This is a genomic window from Burkholderia sp. LK4 (genome assembly GCF_001043615.1).
GTDB classification, from domain to species: Bacteria; Pseudomonadota; Gammaproteobacteria; order Burkholderiales; family Burkholderiaceae; genus Burkholderia; species Burkholderia cepacia.
In genome coordinates, this window is record NZ_LDUL01000011.1 from 72,815 (window position 1) to 91,059 (window position 18,245).

At 69.2% G+C, this 18,245-nt stretch carries 18 protein-coding genes; 10 read left to right on the top strand and 8 right to left on the bottom strand.

The features are described from left to right. The first annotated feature begins 23 nt into the window (after nucleotides 1-23). Entirely contained in the window at nucleotides 24-1,025 is a 1,002-nt protein-coding gene (gene ctlX, locus VK92_RS07510; RefSeq protein ID WP_021158376.1) for a citrulline utilization hydrolase CtlX, read from the top strand. 130 nt (nucleotides 1,026-1,155) lie between these two features. Here ctlX and VK92_RS07515 read toward each other — a convergent pair whose 3' ends face one another. The 4 genes from VK92_RS07515 to VK92_RS07530 all read right to left on the bottom strand — a co-directional run bounded on the left by VK92_RS07515 (nucleotide 1,156) and on the right by VK92_RS07530 (nucleotide 7,037). Beyond that, on the bottom strand, nucleotides 1,156-3,906 hold the full coding sequence (locus VK92_RS07515; protein ID WP_048020396.1) for an Hsp70 family protein: 2,751 nt from the start codon (nucleotides 3,904-3,906) through the stop codon (nucleotides 1,156-1,158). 5 nt (nucleotides 3,907-3,911) lie between these two features. Further along, entirely contained in the window at nucleotides 3,912-5,753 is a 1,842-nt protein-coding gene (locus VK92_RS07520) for an Hsp70 family protein (protein ID WP_048020397.1), read from the bottom strand. Beyond that, entirely contained in the window at nucleotides 5,750-6,346 is a 597-nt protein-coding gene (locus VK92_RS07525) for a DUF2760 domain-containing protein (RefSeq protein ID WP_048020399.1), read from the bottom strand. Before VK92_RS07525 ends, VK92_RS07520 begins: the two co-directional genes overlap by 4 nt. Before the next feature lie 250 nt (nucleotides 6,347-6,596). Further along, nucleotides 6,597-7,037 carry an Rrf2 family transcriptional regulator gene (locus tag VK92_RS07530; protein WP_048020401.1) on the bottom strand — a complete coding sequence of 147 codons (441 nt, stop codon included), beginning with the start codon at nucleotides 7,035-7,037 and terminating at the stop codon, nucleotides 6,597-6,599. 139 nt (nucleotides 7,038-7,176) lie between these two features. Between VK92_RS07530 and VK92_RS07535 the strand changes: the two genes are divergently transcribed. Continuing rightward, on the top strand, nucleotides 7,177-8,091 hold the full coding sequence (locus tag VK92_RS07535) for an NAD(P)/FAD-dependent oxidoreductase (RefSeq protein WP_048020404.1): 915 nt from the start codon (nucleotides 7,177-7,179) through the stop codon (nucleotides 8,089-8,091). Nucleotides 8,092-8,118: 27 nt separating this feature from the next. Here VK92_RS07535 and VK92_RS38900 read toward each other — a convergent pair whose 3' ends face one another. Beyond that, nucleotides 8,119-8,973 carry a hypothetical protein gene (locus tag VK92_RS38900; RefSeq protein ID WP_053076228.1) on the bottom strand — a complete coding sequence of 285 codons (855 nt, stop codon included), beginning with the start codon at nucleotides 8,971-8,973 and terminating at the stop codon, nucleotides 8,119-8,121. A gap of 231 nt (nucleotides 8,974-9,204) precedes the next feature. Between VK92_RS38900 and VK92_RS07545 the strand changes: the two genes are divergently transcribed. The 4 genes from VK92_RS07545 to VK92_RS07560 all read left to right on the top strand — a co-directional run bounded on the left by VK92_RS07545 (nucleotide 9,205) and on the right by VK92_RS07560 (nucleotide 13,234). Then, the gene (locus tag VK92_RS07545) at nucleotides 9,205-10,131 is read left to right on the top strand and encodes a LysR family transcriptional regulator (protein WP_122982952.1); all 927 of its coding nucleotides are present in this window, start codon (nucleotides 9,205-9,207) and stop codon (nucleotides 10,129-10,131) included. A gap of 145 nt (nucleotides 10,132-10,276) precedes the next feature. Further along, complete coding sequence (locus VK92_RS07550) at nucleotides 10,277-11,407, top strand: DSD1 family PLP-dependent enzyme (protein ID WP_269431920.1); 1,131 nt, start codon at nucleotides 10,277-10,279, stop codon at nucleotides 11,405-11,407. Nucleotides 11,408-11,516: 109 nt separating this feature from the next. Then, nucleotides 11,517-12,488, top strand: coding sequence for an ornithine cyclodeaminase family protein (locus VK92_RS07555; protein WP_048020408.1), 972 nt, complete (start codon nucleotides 11,517-11,519; stop codon nucleotides 12,486-12,488). Between the two features lie 23 nt (nucleotides 12,489-12,511). Further along, nucleotides 12,512-13,234 carry an HAD family hydrolase gene (locus VK92_RS07560; RefSeq protein WP_048020410.1) on the top strand — a complete coding sequence of 241 codons (723 nt, stop codon included), beginning with the start codon at nucleotides 12,512-12,514 and terminating at the stop codon, nucleotides 13,232-13,234. A 108-nt stretch (nucleotides 13,235-13,342) separates the two neighbouring features. Here the strand turns inward: VK92_RS07560 and VK92_RS07565 are convergent, their stop codons facing one another. Together VK92_RS07565 and VK92_RS07570 are read right to left on the bottom strand one after the other, a co-directional pair. Continuing rightward, nucleotides 13,343-13,960: a glutathione S-transferase family protein gene (locus tag VK92_RS07565; RefSeq protein WP_048020412.1), complete on the bottom strand. Its 618-nt coding sequence runs from the start codon at nucleotides 13,958-13,960 to the stop codon at nucleotides 13,343-13,345. 86 nt (nucleotides 13,961-14,046) lie between these two features. Beyond that, the gene (locus VK92_RS07570) at nucleotides 14,047-14,415 is read right to left on the bottom strand and encodes a hypothetical protein (RefSeq protein WP_048020413.1); all 369 of its coding nucleotides are present in this window, start codon (nucleotides 14,413-14,415) and stop codon (nucleotides 14,047-14,049) included. An 81-nt stretch (nucleotides 14,416-14,496) separates the two neighbouring features. Between VK92_RS07570 and VK92_RS07575 the strand changes: the two genes are divergently transcribed. Continuing rightward, the gene (locus VK92_RS07575; RefSeq protein ID WP_048020415.1) at nucleotides 14,497-14,964 is read left to right on the top strand and encodes a MarR family winged helix-turn-helix transcriptional regulator; all 468 of its coding nucleotides are present in this window, start codon (nucleotides 14,497-14,499) and stop codon (nucleotides 14,962-14,964) included. Nucleotides 14,965-14,982: 18 nt separating this feature from the next. On the opposite strand, the gene VK92_RS07580 is transcribed toward VK92_RS07575, so the two are convergent. Further along, nucleotides 14,983-15,594, bottom strand: coding sequence for a TetR/AcrR family transcriptional regulator (locus VK92_RS07580; RefSeq protein ID WP_021158362.1), 612 nt, complete (start codon nucleotides 15,592-15,594; stop codon nucleotides 14,983-14,985). 117 nt (nucleotides 15,595-15,711) lie between these two features. On the opposite strand from VK92_RS07580, the gene VK92_RS07585 reads away from it, so the two are divergent. The 3 genes from VK92_RS07585 to VK92_RS07595 all read left to right on the top strand — a co-directional run bounded on the left by VK92_RS07585 (nucleotide 15,712) and on the right by VK92_RS07595 (nucleotide 18,212). After that, complete coding sequence (locus VK92_RS07585) at nucleotides 15,712-16,758, top strand: saccharopine dehydrogenase family protein (RefSeq protein WP_048020417.1); 1,047 nt, start codon at nucleotides 15,712-15,714, stop codon at nucleotides 16,756-16,758. Next, nucleotides 16,755-17,516: an isocitrate lyase/PEP mutase family protein gene (locus tag VK92_RS07590; protein ID WP_048020419.1), complete on the top strand. Its 762-nt coding sequence runs from the start codon at nucleotides 16,755-16,757 to the stop codon at nucleotides 17,514-17,516. Before VK92_RS07585 ends, VK92_RS07590 begins: the two co-directional genes overlap by 4 nt. Before the next feature lie 138 nt (nucleotides 17,517-17,654). Then, on the top strand, nucleotides 17,655-18,212 hold the full coding sequence (locus VK92_RS07595; protein ID WP_048020420.1) for a carboxymuconolactone decarboxylase family protein: 558 nt from the start codon (nucleotides 17,655-17,657) through the stop codon (nucleotides 18,210-18,212). Nucleotides 18,213-18,245 lie beyond the last annotated feature (33 nt).

Here is an 18,245-nt window from a genome sequence, read left to right on the forward strand (position 1 = left end):
TCTGCCCTTCGTTCCTGCCTGTCATGAATCTCGTATCGATCCAGGCGCCGGCCGCCGTCGTGATGATCCGGCCGCACCGCTTCCTGCCGAACCCGCAGACCGCGGCCGACAACGCCTTCCAGCGCACGGCCGGCAACGGCACGCCCGACCTGCCGTCGGTATCGGCCGCCGCGCGCGACGAAGTCACGGCCGCCGCGCAGACGCTCGCCGATGCGGGCGTGCGCGTGCATGTATTCGACGACCACGGCGAGCGCGACACGCCCGATTCCGTTTTCCCGAACAACTGGTTCTCGACGCACCCGGGCGGCCATATCGCGCTGTATCCGATGTACAGCCCGAACCGCCGCCGCGAGCGGCGCGCGGACGTGATCGAGATGCTGAAGGCCGAATATCGCGTGCAGGACGTGATCGACTACTCGGGCCTCGAATACGACGACGTGTTCCTCGAAGGCACCGGCGCGATGGTGCTCGACCACGTCGCGCGGATCGCTTACACCGCGCGCTCGCGCCGCGCCGATCCGGTCGCGCTCGAACGTTTCTGCACGCATTTCAATTTCGAGCCGATCTGCTTCGATACGGCCGATGCCGACGGGCGCGCGATCTATCACACGAACGTGATGATGAGCGTCGCCACCGAATTCGCGATGGTGGGTCTTGACCTGATCGCCGACAGCCGGCGTCGCGGAGAAATCGCGCAGCGTCTGACCGAAACGGGGCGCGCGGTGATCGCGCTCGATCCATCGCAGATCGCGAATTTCGCGGGCAATACGCTGGAATTGTCGGGCAAGGACGGGCGTGTGCTCGCGCTGTCGCGGCGCGCGTTCGATTGCCTCACGCGCGACCAGCGCACGGTGATCGAGCGCTCCGCGCGGCTGCTGCCGCTCGACGTGCCGACGATCGAGCTGGCCGGCGGGTCGGTGCGCTGCATGCTCGCGGGGATTCATCTCGCGCGGCGGGCCGTTGCGCCGGACGCGATCGCCGTGGAGTCGGCCGCATCGTTGCGTGAAGCGATGGCGCCGGTCTGACCGCCGCACGATCCGTACTAACGAAAACGGCTGCCGATGCATCGGCAGCCGTTTTTTCAAGGTCGTCGAATCCGTGAGCATCGACGGCATGCTCAGGTATCCCGACGATACCGTCGCGTCACCGCGCCGCTCAACCCGCCAGCAACTTCAACCCGGCCGGCAGCGTCTCGCCGAAAACGCGTACCGTATCGGCTTCGTCGAACGCGATCGCTTCGCGCACCATGTCGATCCACGCCGGCGACGCATTCGCGGCCGACAGGCGCTTGATTACCGCGTCGCGCGTCACGTCCGGCAAATCGCGCGAACGGTCTCCGGTCATCCGCGCAATCTGCGCAGCGGCAAACGCGGCCGGCTCGACCTGTTTCCAGTCGAGCGCGAACAGCGCATCGAGCCAGCCACCGGCGACTTCCGCCGGCACGACGCTGTGCGCACTGCCGTAAAACGGCCGGCGCGCACCGATGCGCCCGAGCGCCCACGCGCACAGCGCACGCTCGGCAGGCTTCTGCAATTGCGCGATCAGGCGTTCGGCCAGTTCGACCTTGCGCTCGACGGGCAGCCGTTCGAGCGACGCGGACAGCCGCGTCATGTCGGCCGGGCCGACCTTGCCCGGATCGAACGGCAGCTTGCGCCGCTTGTCGTCGGACGGTTCGAGGAACGCGATCGCGTCGCGCACCTGCGTCTGCGCATCGTCGTCGAGGCCGCCGGCCACGCGCCGCCACAGCGTCCACCACTCCGACCACACCTGCCCGTCGGTCACGTACTGGATCCCGTCGTCGAACAGCGGCCACAGCTGCTCGATGCGCCAGGCATCGAGCGGATGACCGAAACCCGGACGCAGGCAATACCCGGCAAGGTTCAGCCACGCACGCTCGTGATCGGCCGAGCGGCGGCGGCGGCGTGCGCGCGCGAGCAGCGCGTCGAACAGCTCGCGCGCGAGCGCGACGTCCCACGCTTCACGCGCGCCGAGCACCTGTTCGAGTTGCGCGCGCAACCGGCGCGTGTCTTTCGGCGCGACACCCGCTGCCTTGCTGCCGAACGAGCGCTCGATCAGCTCGATCGCCTGATCGAGCCGCGGATGTCGCGCGGGCGCGGCGTCGTCGCCGTGCACCGGCGCATCGCCGCGCAACTGGAATTCGAGCTTCCAGCGGCGCGCCGCATCGTCGGTCGCGATGCAATGCATCTCGAGCGTGCCGACCTCGGTCAGCGACGCGGTGAGCTTCACCGGCGTTTCGCGCGCGTCGCCGCCCGCCTTCGCGTCGACGACCGTCGCGATCGGCGGTAGCCGCACGAAATCGCCGCCGTCGAGATCGACGAGATCGCCGGGCCGGTACGGGGTCTCGGCCACGGTCGACATCAAGTGAAAACGCACCGGCTGTCCGAGCTGCAACGCGAACGTGCGATCGTCGAGCCGGATCTCGCGGCCCTCTTCCGCACCGCGCGGCAGCAGGCAGACGCCGCGCGCGGCGGAATCGGCCGCGCCGTCGTCGAGCACGAGGAAATAGCTGCGCGCGGACCCGCCGCCGATGCGCGGCGCATGCCCGGCACGCGCGAGCCCGTACGCGACCGCGCCGCGCGCGACGGCCACGTCCGGATGCGCGTTGTGCAGCACGTCGAGCGGCGCGCCGCGCCATGCGCCGAGCGTCTGCGCAAGACGGCCGGCGAGCGCGCCCGCGCGGAACACGCCGCCGTTGAGCAGCAGCGTATCGGGTAGCGGGCCTTCCGCGTGGCGCTGCAGGAACGCGGCGACATGCCGCGTGACGGCCGCGTCGCTCGCATACGGCAGACCGAATTCGACGATCGCGGCGCGCGCACGGCGCGGCAGCTCGCCGGCTTCGACCTGCGGGAAGAACCCGTCGACGACGATCTGCTCGACTTCCTGCCGCGTCAGCTCGGCCGAACGCGCGCCGCCGACGAGCCTGCTGCCCGCGCCGAGCAGCGTGACGGTGACCGACGCGGGCGCATCGTCGCCGAGCAGCCGTTCCTTCGCCGCGCGGCAGCGCTCGACGAGCTGCGACAGGCTCGCGGCCGACAGCCGCGTGCCGGGCTCGGTCAGCCGCGTCTCGACCAGGCGCGCGAGCGCGAGGTCCATGTTGTCGCCGCCGAGCATCAGGTGGTTGCCGACGCCGACGCGCGTGAAGGTGGGCTCGCCGTCGTCGCCCGGCGCGACATCGACGAGCGTGAGGTCGGTCGTGCCGCCGCCGACGTCGCAGATCAGCACGCGCCGCGCGGCGGCGAACGTGTCGCGCAACGTGTCGCGCTGGCCGTACAGCCAGTCGTAGAACGCGGCCTGCGGCTCTTCCAGCAGCCGCAGCGCGGGCAGCTTCGCGCGTCGCGCGGCCTCGACCGTCAGTGCGCGCGCGCCGTCGTCGAACGACGCGGGCACCGTCAGGATCACGTCCTGCTTCGCGAGCGGCGCGTCGGGAAAACGCGCGTCCCACGCATCGCGCACGTGCGCGAGATAACTCGCGCTCGCGTCGACCGGCGACACCTTCTCGACACCGTCGGCCGCGCCCCACGGCAGGATCGCCGCGAGCCGGTCGACCGACGCGTGCGACAGCCAGCTCTTCGCGCTCGTGACGAGCCTGCCCGGCACCTGCGCGCCGAGCGTGCGCGCGTAGCGGCCGATCACGGCCGGCGGATCGCCGGCCGCGTTCGCGCTTGCCTTCGCGGCGGCCGCCCACGGCAGCCGCAACGTATCCGGCGGCAACTCGCCCGCCGCCGGGTGATAGCGCACCGACGGCAGCAGCGGCTGCGCGGCCACCGCGCCGGGGCCGACCAGCTGCTCGACGTCGAACACGCGGATCGCGTCGGAACCGGCCTCGACGTAAGCGACGACCGTATTGCTCGTGCCGAGGTCGATCCCGACCGTATAGCGCTTCATCGCGCTCAGGCGGCGCCGCGCACGTCGAACTCGACCTTCCAGCGCTCGTTCGTGCCGCTCGGGATCGCCTCGAGTTCGAGCGTGCCGGCTTCGGTCACGCGTGCATGCAGCTTCACGGGCACGACCTCGCCGACGGTGCGCCCTTCGGCCGGCAGCGTCGCCTGGATTTCCTCGAGCTCCTGCAGTTCTTCCGGCGACCAGTAGTCGAGCAGCGTGCCGACCTGGTCCTGGCGGCGCACCGACGAACCGAAGAAGCGGAACTGCACCGGTTCGCCGACGACGAGGCCGAACTCCTGCGGCGGCAGCGCCGCGTCCGAGCCTTCCTCCATCCCGAACGGCGCGACGCACAGCGCCTGCACCGGCGGCTCGAGCCCCGGCACCGCGGGCATCGCCGATTCGATCGCGACGTAGTACGCACGCGCCGTGCCGCCGCGAATGCGCACGCCACGGCCGCGCTTCACGTAGCCGTAGTACGCGGCACCGCGCGCGACCGCGAGATCGAGATCCGCGCCTTCGAGCAGGCGCGCGGGCGGCGCGCCTTCGGCGGCGAGCCAGTTGTTGAGCGTATCGAGCACGCGCTGCGTGAGCAGCGTCGACTTGAACACGCCGCCGTTGAACAGCACGGCAGTCGGGTGCAGGAACGTCGCGCCCTGCGGCAGCGTGCGCTGCAGGCCCTCGAGCGAGTCGAGCGCCGCGACCTGGCGGCCGAGGAACGCCGCGAGATGGCGCGTGATGCCCGCATCCTGCGCATACGGCAGGCCGAGCTGCGTCAGGCCGACGCGTGCGCGGCTCACCGGGCGCGCGGCTGCGTCGACCTGCGGGAAGAAGCCTTCGAGGATCGTCTGCGTGAGTTCCGCGCGCGTGAGCTCCGTGCGGATCGACCCGCCGATCAGCTTCGAGCCGCGACTCGGCACGACGAGCGGCACCGCGTCGGTCGACGGATCGGACAGCAGCGTTTCCTTCGCGGAACGGCATGCGTACGTGAGCGCCCGCAGCTGCCACGGATCGGCCTGCGTGCCCTGCTGCGCGAGCTTGCGCGCGACCACGTGCGCGAGCGCGAGGTCCATGTTGTCGCCGCCGAGCAGGATGTGCTCGCCGACCGCCACGCGATGCAGCTCGAGATTGCCGTCGCGCTCGACCACCGCGATCAGCGACAGGTCGGTCGTGCCGCCGCCGACGTCGACGCACAGGATCAGGTCGCCGACCTGCACCTGCTTGCGCCAGCCGCCCTGGCTCTTCTGGATCCAGCTGTAGAGCGCAGCCTGCGGCTCCTCGAGCAGCGTCATCCGCGAATAGCCGGCCGCACGCGCGGCTTCCGCCGTCAGTTCGCGCGCGGCCGGATCGAACGACGCGGGAATCGTGACCGTCACGTCCTGGTCGGCGAACGGCGCGTCGGGATGCGCGTGGTCCCACGCTTCGCGCAGGTGCGTCAGGTAGCGGATCGAGCTTTCCAGCGGCGACACGCGCGACACTTCCGGCGGCGCATCGCTCGGCAGGATCGCCGCGCGGCGATCGACGCCCGGGTGGCACAGCCAGCTCTTCGCGCTCGACACGAGGCGGATCGGCGTGCCGGCGCCGCGCGTGCGCGCCATCTCGCCGACGGCGAAGGCGCGCGAGGCCGTCCACGGCAGCGTCAGGTCGCCCTGCGTGAGTTCGCTTTCATGCGGCAGGTAGAGGAACGACGGCAGCAGGTCGCGCGACTCCAGCGCGCCGGGCGCGGTGAGCTGCGCGATCGGCAGCACCTGCTGCGTGATGGTTTCGCCGTCGCTCGCGGCGCTGTCGACATACGACAGCGCGCAGTGGGTCGTACCGAGATCGATACCGATCGAATAACGCGGATCGCTCACAGTTCCACCTCCGCCGGTGCGACGACCGAGGCGTCGTGGCTGCCCGTCAGCTTCGGCAGGCGCACGTCGGCCACCCGCCAGCCGCGATGGCTGACCGTGCCCGTGAACGGCGCGGCGCCGACCACGTTGCCGGTCACGCGCACGGCCGTCGCATCGAAACCGGCCGGCAGCGTCACGCGGCTGCCCTCGGCTTCGTCGCGCACCGGCACGATCGTGAAGTGTTCGCGCAGCGCGGCACGGCAGCCGTCGTGCACGAGGCGCGCGGCTGCGCCGATCTCGGCGTCCGCGTAACCGGCGATGTCTTCCTCGACGAAGTCGATGAAGCGCGCATCGCGCTGCAGCAGGCCGAGCAGTTGCAGCGCGGCCTGGGGGCTCGCCTCGCGCAGTTCGGGGGCAGGCGCCTTCACGGGTGCGGGTGCGGGGGCCGGCGCAACGGGCGCGGCAGCCGGTGCCGGGGTCGGCGCGACCGGCGCCGGGGCGCCGTCGCGCACGCGCAGCACGCCGGCTGCGAACTCGCGGTTGCCGAGCACGGAGAAGAACGTGCCGACGGCAAGCGACAGCCGGCCGAAGAAGGACAGGTTGGATTCGGGCATGAGGTCTGGACTCCTGTGGGCTCGCGACACGGCGAGCGATCTTGCCTGGGCACCCGGCGGCGGCGTGCGGATTGCGCACTGCCGCCGCCCGGCGCGTGATTCGGTCGCGCCCTCGCGGGTGCGGAAAACCCGTATTTTGCCCTGTGGCGGGCGAACCGGGCAGAAGTTGGGGGACAGAACATCGCGGCGCGACGGTTTCGGTCGCGCCGGCGCGCACGGCGGCCGTGTCCGGCCGCGATGCTGCGGCGCGTCAGCGCGGCTTGCGCCGCCGGGCCGCCTTCGCTTCGAAATCGCGCGACAGCATGCCGAGCGTGACTTCGCCGAAGCGGGCGAGCAGCGTCGTCTCGGCCTCCTTCAGCGTGGCCGACAGGTGCGCGTTGACGGCCTGCTCGATCAGGCATTCGGCCTCGTCGTCGGTGACGAGATCGGAGAACAGCGGCGGCTCGCCCACCGCGCCATAGACGTCGAGCAGCGTGATGTCGTCGAGCGCGACACTCAACACCCACCCGCCGCCATGCCCCTTCTCCGACTGCACGTAGCCGTGGTCGCGCAAACCGCCGAGCAGGCGTCGCACGACCACCGGGTTCGTGCCCAGCATCGTCGCGATCGTCTCCGACGTCAGCGGGCCGTCGGCCTGGTCCATGTGGATCAGCACATGCAGCATGCGCGACAAACGGCTATCGGTTCTCACGGGCGGCGCCCCTCTCTCGAAACTTTTGAAGTTGCGTGAATGATACCACCGCCCTATCATGCAACTTCTCGTGTTTCATGAGTTGGATGCCATCGGAACACGTCCTTCATTCACGCAGGTTCAGGAAAGGAGCGGATGCATGCATGACCATCATGAAGTGATCGTGATCGGCGGCAGCTTTGCGGGGCTGTCGGCCGCGATGCAGCTTGCGCGGGCGCGCCGCCGCGTGCTCGTGATCGACGCCGGCCGGCCGCGCAACCGCGTTGCCGCGCACGCGCACGGCTTTTTCGGGCAGGACGGCAAGCCGCCCGCGCAGATCGTCGAGGAAGCCGCCGCGCAACTCGCCGCGTATCCGACCGTGCGGCGGATCGCAGGCGACGCGCGCACGGCCGAACGCGATGCGGACGGCCGCTTCCACGTGACGCTGGCCGACGGCAGCCGGGCCAGCGCCGACCGGCTGATCCTCGCGACGGGCATCCGCGACGAACTGCCCGCGCTGCCGGGGCTCGCCGAACGCTGGGGCGTCAGCGTGCTGCATTGTCCGTACTGCGATGGGTACGAGGTGAGCGGCCGGCGGCTCGGCGTGCTCGCCACGCATCCGCTGTCCGTGCACCAGGCGATCCTGATTCCGGACTGGGGCCCGACGACGTGGTTCACGCAAGGCGTGGTCGAGGCGAACCACGAAGAAGCCGCGTTGCTCGACGCGCGCGGCGTTCGCATCGAGCGCTCGCCGGTCGTTGAAATCCTGGGCGACGCGCCGCGTATCGAAGCGTTGCGGCTCGCCGACGGGCAGGTCGTGCCGGTCGATGCGCTGTTCGTCGGCGCGCGTACGGCAATGGCGAGCGATCTCGCGCAGCAGCTCGGCTGTGCATTCGACGACGGGCCGTTCGGCCCCGTCGTGCGCGTCGATGCGGGGAAAGAGACGAACGTCGCCGGCGTGTTCGCGGCCGGCGACGCGTCGACGCCGATGAGCAACGCGACGTTCGCGTCGGCGTCGGGCGTGATGGCCGGGGTCGCCGCGCATCGGTCGCTGATCGTCGGGCTGCGCGCGTGACGCGGTGCGCAGCCCCTGGGCTCACGATCAGGACTTCGCGATGTTCTCGAGCATGTGGCGTGCATCGTTGATCAGCACGCCGAAGTCGACCGTATCCGGCGCGGTTTCGACGCCGGTGATCACCGCCGTGATCACCGCCTTCGACCCGTTGTGATACGGATACACCTGCGTGACATACGTCATGTCGCGACCATGCAGCGTGGACACGAAGTAGCTGCTGTAGATCTTGCCCGTCACAGGATCGGCCCAGCCCTGCCGCGCGGTCATCGGACGCGCGAGACGCATGAAGTTCGCGGTCACCGATTCCGAGTTGTACGGCGAATCCACCTCGAAGCGGTAGACGATTTGCAGCGACGTCAACTGCGTGCGCAGGTCCGCGTCGTTGAAGTTCGGCACCGGAAACTTGCCGATCAGTCCCTGCTGATAGGCATTGCGCGTCATCGGCTGAAACGCGACCTGATAACCCTTCGGCGATTCCTGCACGTTGAAGTTGACGTCGTACTTCACGCCCGACCCGGCGACCCCGTTGTCCGTGCGCGCATGGACGACGAACGATCCGGGCGTCAGGTTCTCGAAGCGAAGCCGGTAGTACTGCGCGGTCGCGATGACCTGCACGCTGCGGCTGTCGTAGCCGACATCGCGGACGATGACCGTCGAATACGGCGCGACCTTGCGTGGCTGGATGCCGGGATCGTTCGGAATCTTCAGGACGACGGGCTTCTGGCTCGACACGTCGGTCCGGCCCGCGTCGGACGTCAGCGCGCCCATGATCCCCTGGCCGGCCTGTTGAAGCGGGTTCGTCGCGCCGCACGCGGCGAGCGAAGCGGCCGCGACGACGATTGCGAGGCGGCCTGCCAGGGGACGGGTAAAGACGGACTTCATAAGGTGAGAGGCTCCATTTTTTTCGTTGGAATAGGTCTCGGCCTTCCACGGCATGCACCGTGCTGGTCTGGACACGCTGCACAGAAAGCCGGACGTCGTCTCTATATCGGCGCAATGCGACCGTTCTTTAAGCCGTCGATACCGGCGACGTCGTCCGCGCCGCCGCTCCGATGGCTACGACGCGTGATATGCGGTTTAATGCCCTGCATCGTTCACATTAAGAGACACGAAATGCTCGACCTCGACGACCTTCGGCTCGTACGCGCGATCGGTACGTCGCGCTCGCTGGCCTCCGCCGCCCGGCTGCTCGATCTCACGCCGCCCGCGGTCACGATCCGCCTGCAGCGGATGGAAGCGCGCCTGAACGCCAGGCTCGCGGTGCGGCAACCGAAAGGGGTCGCATTGACCGACGAAGGGCAACGGCTGTACCAGGAAGCCGTCGACATTCTCGAGCGCGTGGAAGCGCTGCCGGTCAGCATTTCAGGCGACCACGGCGACGTGCAGGGCACGCTGCGCGTCGTCGCCCCGCTCGGCTTCGGGCGAAAGTACGTCGCGCGGATCGTGCGCGACCTGCAGCGTGCACACCCGAAACTCGACATCGCGCTCCACCTGTCGGACAGCCCGTTGACCAGCGCGTCGGGGGCCGACGTGGTCGTGCACGTCGGCAGCCTCAAGTCGTCGTCGTGGATCGGCTATCCGCTTGCGCCCAACGAGCGGTTTCTGTGCGCGAGCCCTGGCTATGCCCGTCGCATCAAGGCATTGAACCATCCGTCCGACCTGACCCGATACGACTGCCTGTGCCTGCGCGAGAACGACGAGGACATCCCGCGATGGCGCTTCTCGTCTGGCGACGACGTCAAGGGTGCCCCACGCCGGTCCGCCGTGATCCGCGTCACCGGCGCGCTGTCCTCCAACGACGGCACCGTCATCACCGAATGGGCGCTGGCCGGGCTCGGGATCGTCGAGCGCTCCGAGTGGGACGTCGCGCCGCTGCTCGCGAACGGCAGGCTCGTCCGGCTGCTGCCCGACTGGCACCTGCCGCCCGCGCCGGTCACGGCGCTGTTGCCGTCGCGCACCGGCCGCTCCGCGCGGCAACGGGTCTTCCTCGAAGCCGCGACGCGGTTGCTGAGCCCGCCGCCGTGGCGCGGGAAGGCATGAGTTGCGCCGGGCTCGGACTTTGGCTTCGGCTCGCGCGATCCGGTCGATTAAACCGTGTTTAATGCCGTATTAGCGTTGCGTTAAACACGCGGCCCGTCGACGCCCCTACAGTGTTCGCATCGGCAACCTTCCGAGGCAACACATCGTGGACCTTCAAACCCACAACACCCCGGCCGCCCTGATCGACGTCGGCCGCATGCGTCACAACATCGGCCGCATGCAGGCACATCTGGACGCGCTCGGCGTCCGGTTCCGGCCGCACGTCAAGACCACCAAATGCACGCACGTCGTCGATGCCCAGATCGCCGCGGGCGCGCAAGGCGTCACGGTGTCGACGCTCAAGGAAGCCGAACAGTTTTTCGCGCACGGTATCCGCGACATCGTCTACGCGGTCGGCATGGTGCCCGCGAAGCTCGGCCACGCGCTCGCGCTGCGCCGGCAGGGCTGCGACCTGAAGCTGGTCACGGACAGCCTGCCCGCCGCACACGCGATCGCCGAATTCGGGCGCGCGCATGGCGAGCGCTTCGAAGTGTGGATCGAGGTCGACGTCGACGGCCACCGCTCGGGGATCCCGCCCGACGCCGGCCTGCTGATCGACGTGGGCCGCGCGCTCGTCGACGGCGGGCTGGTGCTCGGCGGCGTGCTGGCGCACGCGGGCTCCAGCTACGACTACAGCACGCCCGAAGCGCTGGCGGCCATCGCCGAACAGGAGCGCAGCCGCACCGTGCGCGCGGCGGAACGCCTCCGGGCCGCCGGGCTGCCCTGCCCGGTCGTGAGTATCGGCTCGACACCCACCGCGCTCGCGGCGCGACACCTCGACGGCGTCACCGAGGTGCGTGCCGGCGTGTACGTGATGTTCGACCTCGTGATGCACAACATCGGCGTGTGCGACCTGTCCGACATCGCGCTGTCGGTGCTGACCACCGTCATCGGGCACCAGGAAGAGAAAGGCTGGGCGATCGTCGACGCAGGCTGGATGGCGATGAGCCGCGACCGCGGCACGCAGCGTCAGGCGCGCGATTTCGGCTACGGGCAGGTGTGCACCGAACACGGCGACGTGCTCGGCGGCTACGTGATGAGCGCCGCCAACCAGGAACACGGGATCGTGTCGCGCACGGGCGCACCCGACTCCGGCATCGCGCAACGGTTTCCGATCGGCACCCGCCTGCGCATCCTGCCGAATCACGCGTGCGCCACCGGTGCACAACATCCCGAGTATCAGGCGATCGGCGACGACGGCAGCGCGCAGGCGTGGCCGCGCTTCTACGGGTGGTGAGCCGAACCGCACGCCCGCATCTTTTCGCCGATACATTGACTATTTGTCCAAATCTGGACAAAATTTAAACACCCTCGTTTTGCGTTGCGCCGAAAGCGCTTGCCCGAACATGCCGACAGACGCCCGACTCCTGCTTCTCGACCGCGATGCCGTCGAACCCGCCCTCGAGGCCGCGCAAGTGACGGCGGCGGTTCGCGAAGCCTTCGTGCTGCACAGTCAACGGGCCGGGCGCGTGTTTCCGGTGGTTCGCGAGAAGCTGCACACGGGCGGCGTATTCGGGATCAAGTCGGGCGACGTCGCGCGCCAGGCGCTGCTCGGCTTCAAGGCGGCCGGGTTCTGGCCCGGCAACCGGGCGCTCGGCGGCGAACCGCATCAGGCCACCGTCGCGCTGTTCGATCCGGCCACGGGCCGCCCGCTGTGCATCATGGACGGCAATGCGATCACCACCGCGCGAACCGGTGCCGCCGGCGGCCTCGGGCTGCAACTGCTCGCGCGGCGCGACAGCACGCGAATCTGCGTGTTCGGCACGGGCGTGCAGGCGCGCGTCCAGCTCGACTACGCGCTCGGGCTGCTGCCGCAACGCTGCACGGTGCGGTACGTGAACGTCAGCGGCGAGCCTGACCCGGGGTTCGAATCGGCGTTCCGGGAGCGATGCACGATCGGCGTGGCACGCGACCGGAACGACGCGGTGGCCGATAGCGACGTGGTCATCACGGCCACGCCGGGCGGCGGCCCGCTGTTCGATGCGGATGCGGTTCGGCCGGGCACCCACCTGACCTGCGTCGGCGCCGACACGGCCGGCAAGCGCGAGCTTCCGGCCGGCGTGCTGGAACGCGCGCGCATCGTCGTGGACGATCACGATCAGGCGCGCAGCATCGGCGAGTGCCAGTGGGCGCCGGATTTGCCACGCACTGAAATCGGTGACATCCTCGCCGGAGCCGCGTCGGTCGACCGCGCGCCGCACGAGATCACCGTCTTCGACATGACCGGGCTGGCGCTTCAGGACCTGACCGTCGCCCGCTTCCTGTATCGACAGGCCCTCGAAAACGGCACCGGAATCTCTATTCCGTGGCCGTGGTAAACGAAACCCTCTCGTCAACCGCCATGCGTCTCGCCAAAGTTTCCGCCCTCTCGTTCGACCTGGACGACACCCTGTGGCCGTTCGGGCCGGCCGTCGTACGGGCCGAAGCGGCGCTTCACGCATGGTTGATCGAGCACGCGCCCGGTACCGCGCGTGTGCTGTCCACGCAGCAGGCGCTGAGCGGGTTGCGTGAGGAATACGAACGATTATTCCCCGGGCTCGCCGGCGATTTCCGTGCGATGAGGATCGGATCGATCCGGCTTGCGCTGGAGCGTGCGAACGAGGATGTCGCGCTCGCCGAGCACGCGTACGCGGCGTTCTTTGCCGCGCGCAACCGGGTCGAATTCTATGACGATGCGTTGCCGGCGCTCGCGTGGTTGAGTGCGCGGTTTCCATTGATCGCGGTGACCAACGGCAACGCCGACCTCCGGATGACCGGCGGCGGCGAATACTTTCGTGCGACGCTCAGCGCGCAGGCATTCGGGGTCGCGAAGCCGGCGCCCGGGATCTTCCATGCGGCGGCGGAAACGCTCGACGTGCAGCCGGCGGAACTGCTGCACGTCGGGGACGACTATCACCTCGATATCGTCGGTGCATTGAACGCGGGGCTTCAGGCAGCGTGGGTGGTTCGCGACCCGCATCCGGAACCGGAACGCGTGCAGCAACAGGCCGCCGCGCCGCACCTGACGCTCAACGACCTGTCGATGCTGTGTCGCGCGCTCGGCGGGCCTGACGACGTAGCGTGAGCGCAAGCGCCTGCGTGCGCCGCGTGCGCGACGCACGCATTACCGCCATGACTTGCTGATGACAGGCACTCGCCCGCTGCGCAAATGGAACGGCCGGCCGCCGCACGCTCACGCCGCCTTGCGCGCGTCCGCGATCCGCTGCGGCGCGTTCGGCCGCGCATACAGCCGTTCGAGGTATGCCCGCAGCTGCGGGAACGATTCGATCAGGTTGCACTCGCCGGCCCAGTCGATCAGGTAAGCCGTCACGCAGTCGGCCACCGTCAGCGTGTCGCCGACGATGAACTCGCGCCCTTCCAGATGCTTGTCCAGAATCGCGGCCATCGTCCTGAAATCGTCGCGCGCCAGCTCGATCTCGGCCGGCGAGCGCTTCTCCGGCGGATACAGGAACGAATGCCGCGTGATCCGCCACAGCGGCTGCTCGAGCTCCGTCACCGCGAACATCACCCACCGGTAGGCCTGCGCGCGCAGCGCCGGATCGACCGGAAGCAACGCCTTCTCCGGGTACTTGTCCGCGAGATACAGCACGATCGCGGCCGATTCGGGAATCACGAGGTCGCCGTCCACCAGCACGGGCACCTTGCCGGCCGGATTGAGGCGCAGGAATTCGGGCCGCTTGTGCTCGCCCTGGAGCAGGTTCACCGAGACGAACTCGAAGTCGGCATCCAGCTCCTTCAGCCCCCACAGCGCGCGTTGCGAGCGGGTGCCGGCAAATCCGTAAAGCTTCATCGCCAGTCTCCATCCAGAATGTCGGAAATGTCCGCATGCCGGCCACGGCGCTTCGCCGATCCGCAACGCCTGGCCTCGCGCGTCGGTTACGCGCCGGGAATCGCCAGCACCGGCATCACGTCGATCGCCACGCCCGGGAACAGCGTGAAATGCGGATGGCCTTCGAACAGGGCGGCCGCCGCATCGTGCGACGCCGCCCGCACGACGGTAAAGCCGCTCATCGCGTTCGACGTGTCGGTGACGCCGGCCGCATCGATCGTCTTCGTCTTGCCGAGCGGCCCGCCCATCTCGACGATCGCGTCGCGATTGCGGTCGACCCAGGCATGCCACGCGGCGATACCGTCGCGCTCGCGCGTGCGCCGTTCGTCTTCCGGCAGCGCCAGCCAGGCCTTCATGGCCGGGCTATCCTTGGCGCCGAGAAATACCGCGAGATACAACTGCTGTTGAGCACTCATGCCGCCTCCTCCGGTGACGGGCACGACGGACTGCCGCGCCTCGACCTTGACACGATAGGTTGATATCAACACAATTGCAACATGGCACGAAAAGAAAAGCTCCCTTTCGAAACGACGCTGATGGTGCGCGATTGCTGCCTGTGCCTGCACATGCAGCGCGCGGCGCGTAATCTTGCGCGGATCTTCGACGATGTGCTGCGCCCGCTGGACCTCACCAACGGCCAGTTTTCGCTGCTGATGTCGCTGAACCGGCCGCAGCCGGCGCCGATGAAATCGGTCGCCTCGCTGCTCGCGATGGATCGCACCACGCTCACGGCCGCGCTCAAACCGCTCGAGCGGCGCGGCCTCGTCACGATTGCGCAGGACCCGGACGACCGGCGCAGCCGTCTGCTCGAACTGACGCAAGCCGGCCACGACCTGCTGGCCGAGGCATTTCCGCTGTGGCAGCAGACGCATGCCGAGATCGAACGGCCGTTCGCACCGGAGGAAGTCGATCAGTTGCGTGGCCAGTTGCGTGTGCTGTCCGTCGATCCGGCCGCACGCGGCTGAACGGAACCGGCGCGCGACTTACCGCGGCAGGCCGGCCGGCTTCCGGCCCTTCTTCGGCAACAGCAGTCGGGCGAATTCCTGCAGGAAGGCCACGGGCCCGTGCGCATGCAGCGCGTGCCCGCTGCTCAGCGCGCCGTCGATGACGGTCGCGAGCCGCAGCGCGAAGGTTTCCGGTTCGTCCACGCCCATCGCGCCCGCCAGCTCGGTCAGCCGGCGCCGCAACTCCTGCTTGTGCGCGACGGCCACCTTGCGGGCCGGATGATTGCCGTCCGCGTATTCGGCGGCGATGTTGATCTGCGGGCAACCGCGATAGCCGGGGCGCGCGATGCGTTCACCGATCCATTGCAGCTGCGCATCCAGTTCCTCGCGCGGCGTGCGCCGGTACCGCGCGGCCACCGCATCCCAATGCGCCCAGAAATCGGCGTCCTCGCGCAGCAGGAACGCTTCGATCAAGTCGTCCTTCGTCGCGAAGTGACGATAGAGGCTCGTCTTCGCCACACCCGCCTGCGCGACGATCAGATCCACGCCGACCGCGCGCGTACCCTCCCGGTAGAACAACTCGCTGGCCGTTTGCAGAATGCGTTCGCGCGTATCGGGCGCGTTCCCTGGTGTACCTGTTTCCTTTTTCATCCCGACCCGGCCGTACTGGCCGCCCTTGCCGCAACAGTGAGCCGATCATAGCACCGCAGGATTGACGACGATACAGGTCTGTACTATAAAACAGACCGTTCTGTATCGGAGTTGATCATGGACGATCGAATGACGGTTGCAGTCTATGGCGCCACGGGTCATACCGGGCGGTTTGTCGTCGCCGAGCTGGCACGGCGTGGCCTGCGCGCGATCCGCATCGGCCGCGATGCGGCGCGGCTCGCGGAAGGCGGCGACGAAGCGTCGCTCGCGCGCGTCGCCGCGATCGACGATCCGGCCGCGCTCGACACCGCGCTGCGCGGCGCGGATACCGTGATCAACTGCGCGGGGCCGTATCTCGATACCGCGCTGCCGCTGGCCGATGCCGCACTGCGGGCCGGCATCCCCTATCTCGACCTGACGGCCGAGCAGCCGTCGGTGCTGGCGCTGGCCGAACACTGCGATGCCCGGGCACGCGCCGCGGGCGTGACTGTCGTGCCGGCCGCGGCGTTCTACGGCGGCCTGGCCGATCTGCTCGTCACGGCCGTCGTGGACAAGAGCCTGCCGATCGAGCGCGTCGATATCGCGACCGGGCTCGACCGCTGGCACCCGACGCGCGGCACGCGCGTGACGGGCGAACGCAACCGCGCGGTACGGCTCGTGCAGAAGGACGGAAAACCGACGCCGGTGCCGTCGACCCCACGCGAACGCGCATGGCCGTTCCCGCCGCCGATCGGCCGGGTCGACGTCACGCTGCTGCCGTTTTCGGAAGTGATGACGCTCTCGCGCCACCTGCGCATCGACACGATCGAATCGTGGCTCGCGACGCTCGCGCTGCGCGACGTGCGCGATGCCGCCACGCCGCCGCCCGAGCCGACCGACGCGCTGGGCCGCTCGGCGCAGCAGTTCGCGATGGACGCGATCGTCGTGCAGGGCGGCACGACGCACCGCGCGACCGCGTCCGGGCGCGACATCTATGCGGTCAGCGCACCGATCATCGTCGAGGCCGCCGTGCGCCTGATGACGGGCCGCACCGTCGTGTCAGGCGGCGTGCGCAGCCTCGGCGAACTGTTCGACGCACGCGACTTTCTCGCGGCGCTCGATTCGGTGGCAGTATCGTTCGGCACGACGACCGACCCGGTTTTCCACAAGGAGACACAAACATGAGCAGCAACGAGAAAGGCGCGTATTTCCGGTCGCTTCACCGCGCGGGCCAGCCGCTGGCGCTATTCAACGTGTGGGACGCCGGCAGCGCGCGCACGGCGGCCGACGCGGGCGCCGTCGCGCTGGCAACCGGCAGCTGGTCGGTCGCGGCGGCCAACGGGTTCGTCGACGGCGAGCAGATGCCGCGCGCGCTCATGATGGACGTGCTCGAGTGCATCACGCGCGCGACCGACCTGCCCGTCACCGTCGATCTCGAAAGCGGGTACGGCGAGCGGCCGGAAGATGTCGCCGCAACGATCGCGCTCAGCATCGAGGCCGGCGCGATCGGCTGCAACCTCGAGGACAGCTTTCCGGCGACGGGCGAATTGCGTGACGTCGAAGCCGCCGCAGCGCGTCTCGCGGCAGCCCGGCAGGCTGCGGACCGGGCAGGCGCCGACTACTTCATCAACGCACGCACCGACGTGTTCTTCAAGGCGCCGGCCGACACGCACGACGAGCGCCTGCTCGATGCCACGCTGGCCCGCGCACACGCATACGCGGCGGCCGGCGCCGACGGGCTCTTCGTGCCCGGGCTGCGCTCGCCGGCGCTCATTCGCGCGCTGACGGCCGCATCGCCGCTGCCGGTGAACGTGATGCGCGTCGCGGAGACGCCGACATTGGCCGAACTCGCGGACTACGGCGTGGCCCGTATCAGTCACGGGCCGTATCCGTACCTGCAGGCGATGAAGACGCTGGCGGAGATGGTCAGGCAAGGCGGCTAGGCGATTCGCGGGACGAACGGCCTCGCGCGCGCATCGATCGAACGATTACATCCCATGTAATTGGCGCACGACACGGCCGCTCCTACGCTTCGGGTGTCGCGCCGCCATTCCGGCGGCGCTCATCGCCCCGGAGACGTCATGTCCGCCTACCCGCTTCACACCCTCGCCTCGGCACCGGCTGAATCGAAGCCCGTGCTCCAGCAACTCCAGCACACGTTCGGCACGATCCCGAACATCGCGGCGGCCATGGCCGCGTCACCGGTGCTGATCAACGGCTTCATCGGCCTGTTCGAGCGCGTGCACGCAAGCAGCCTCACCGAGCCGCAGATCCAGACGCTCCTGCTCACCAACGCGGTCACGAACGCGAGCGAGTGGCCGGTCGCATTCCATACCGCGCTGGCGCTGAAACAGGGTGTGACCCACGCCGACGTCGACGCGATCCGCCGCGGCAACCTGCCCGGCGATGCGCAACTGGCCGCGCTGTCGGCCACGGCACGCCAGCTGATCGACACCCGCGGCCGTCTGGCCGATGCCGACCGGCAGGCGTTCCTCGACGCCGGCTTCAACGATGAACAGTTGCTGGAAGTGATCGCGGTGGTCGCCGCGTCGACGATCACGAACTACGTCGGCAGCGTGACGCGGCCCGCGCTCGAAGCGCCGTTCGACGCGTTCGCGTGGCATGCGCATGCCGCGTGAGTCCGATATAGTCGTTCGCGTCGCTCACGGAAC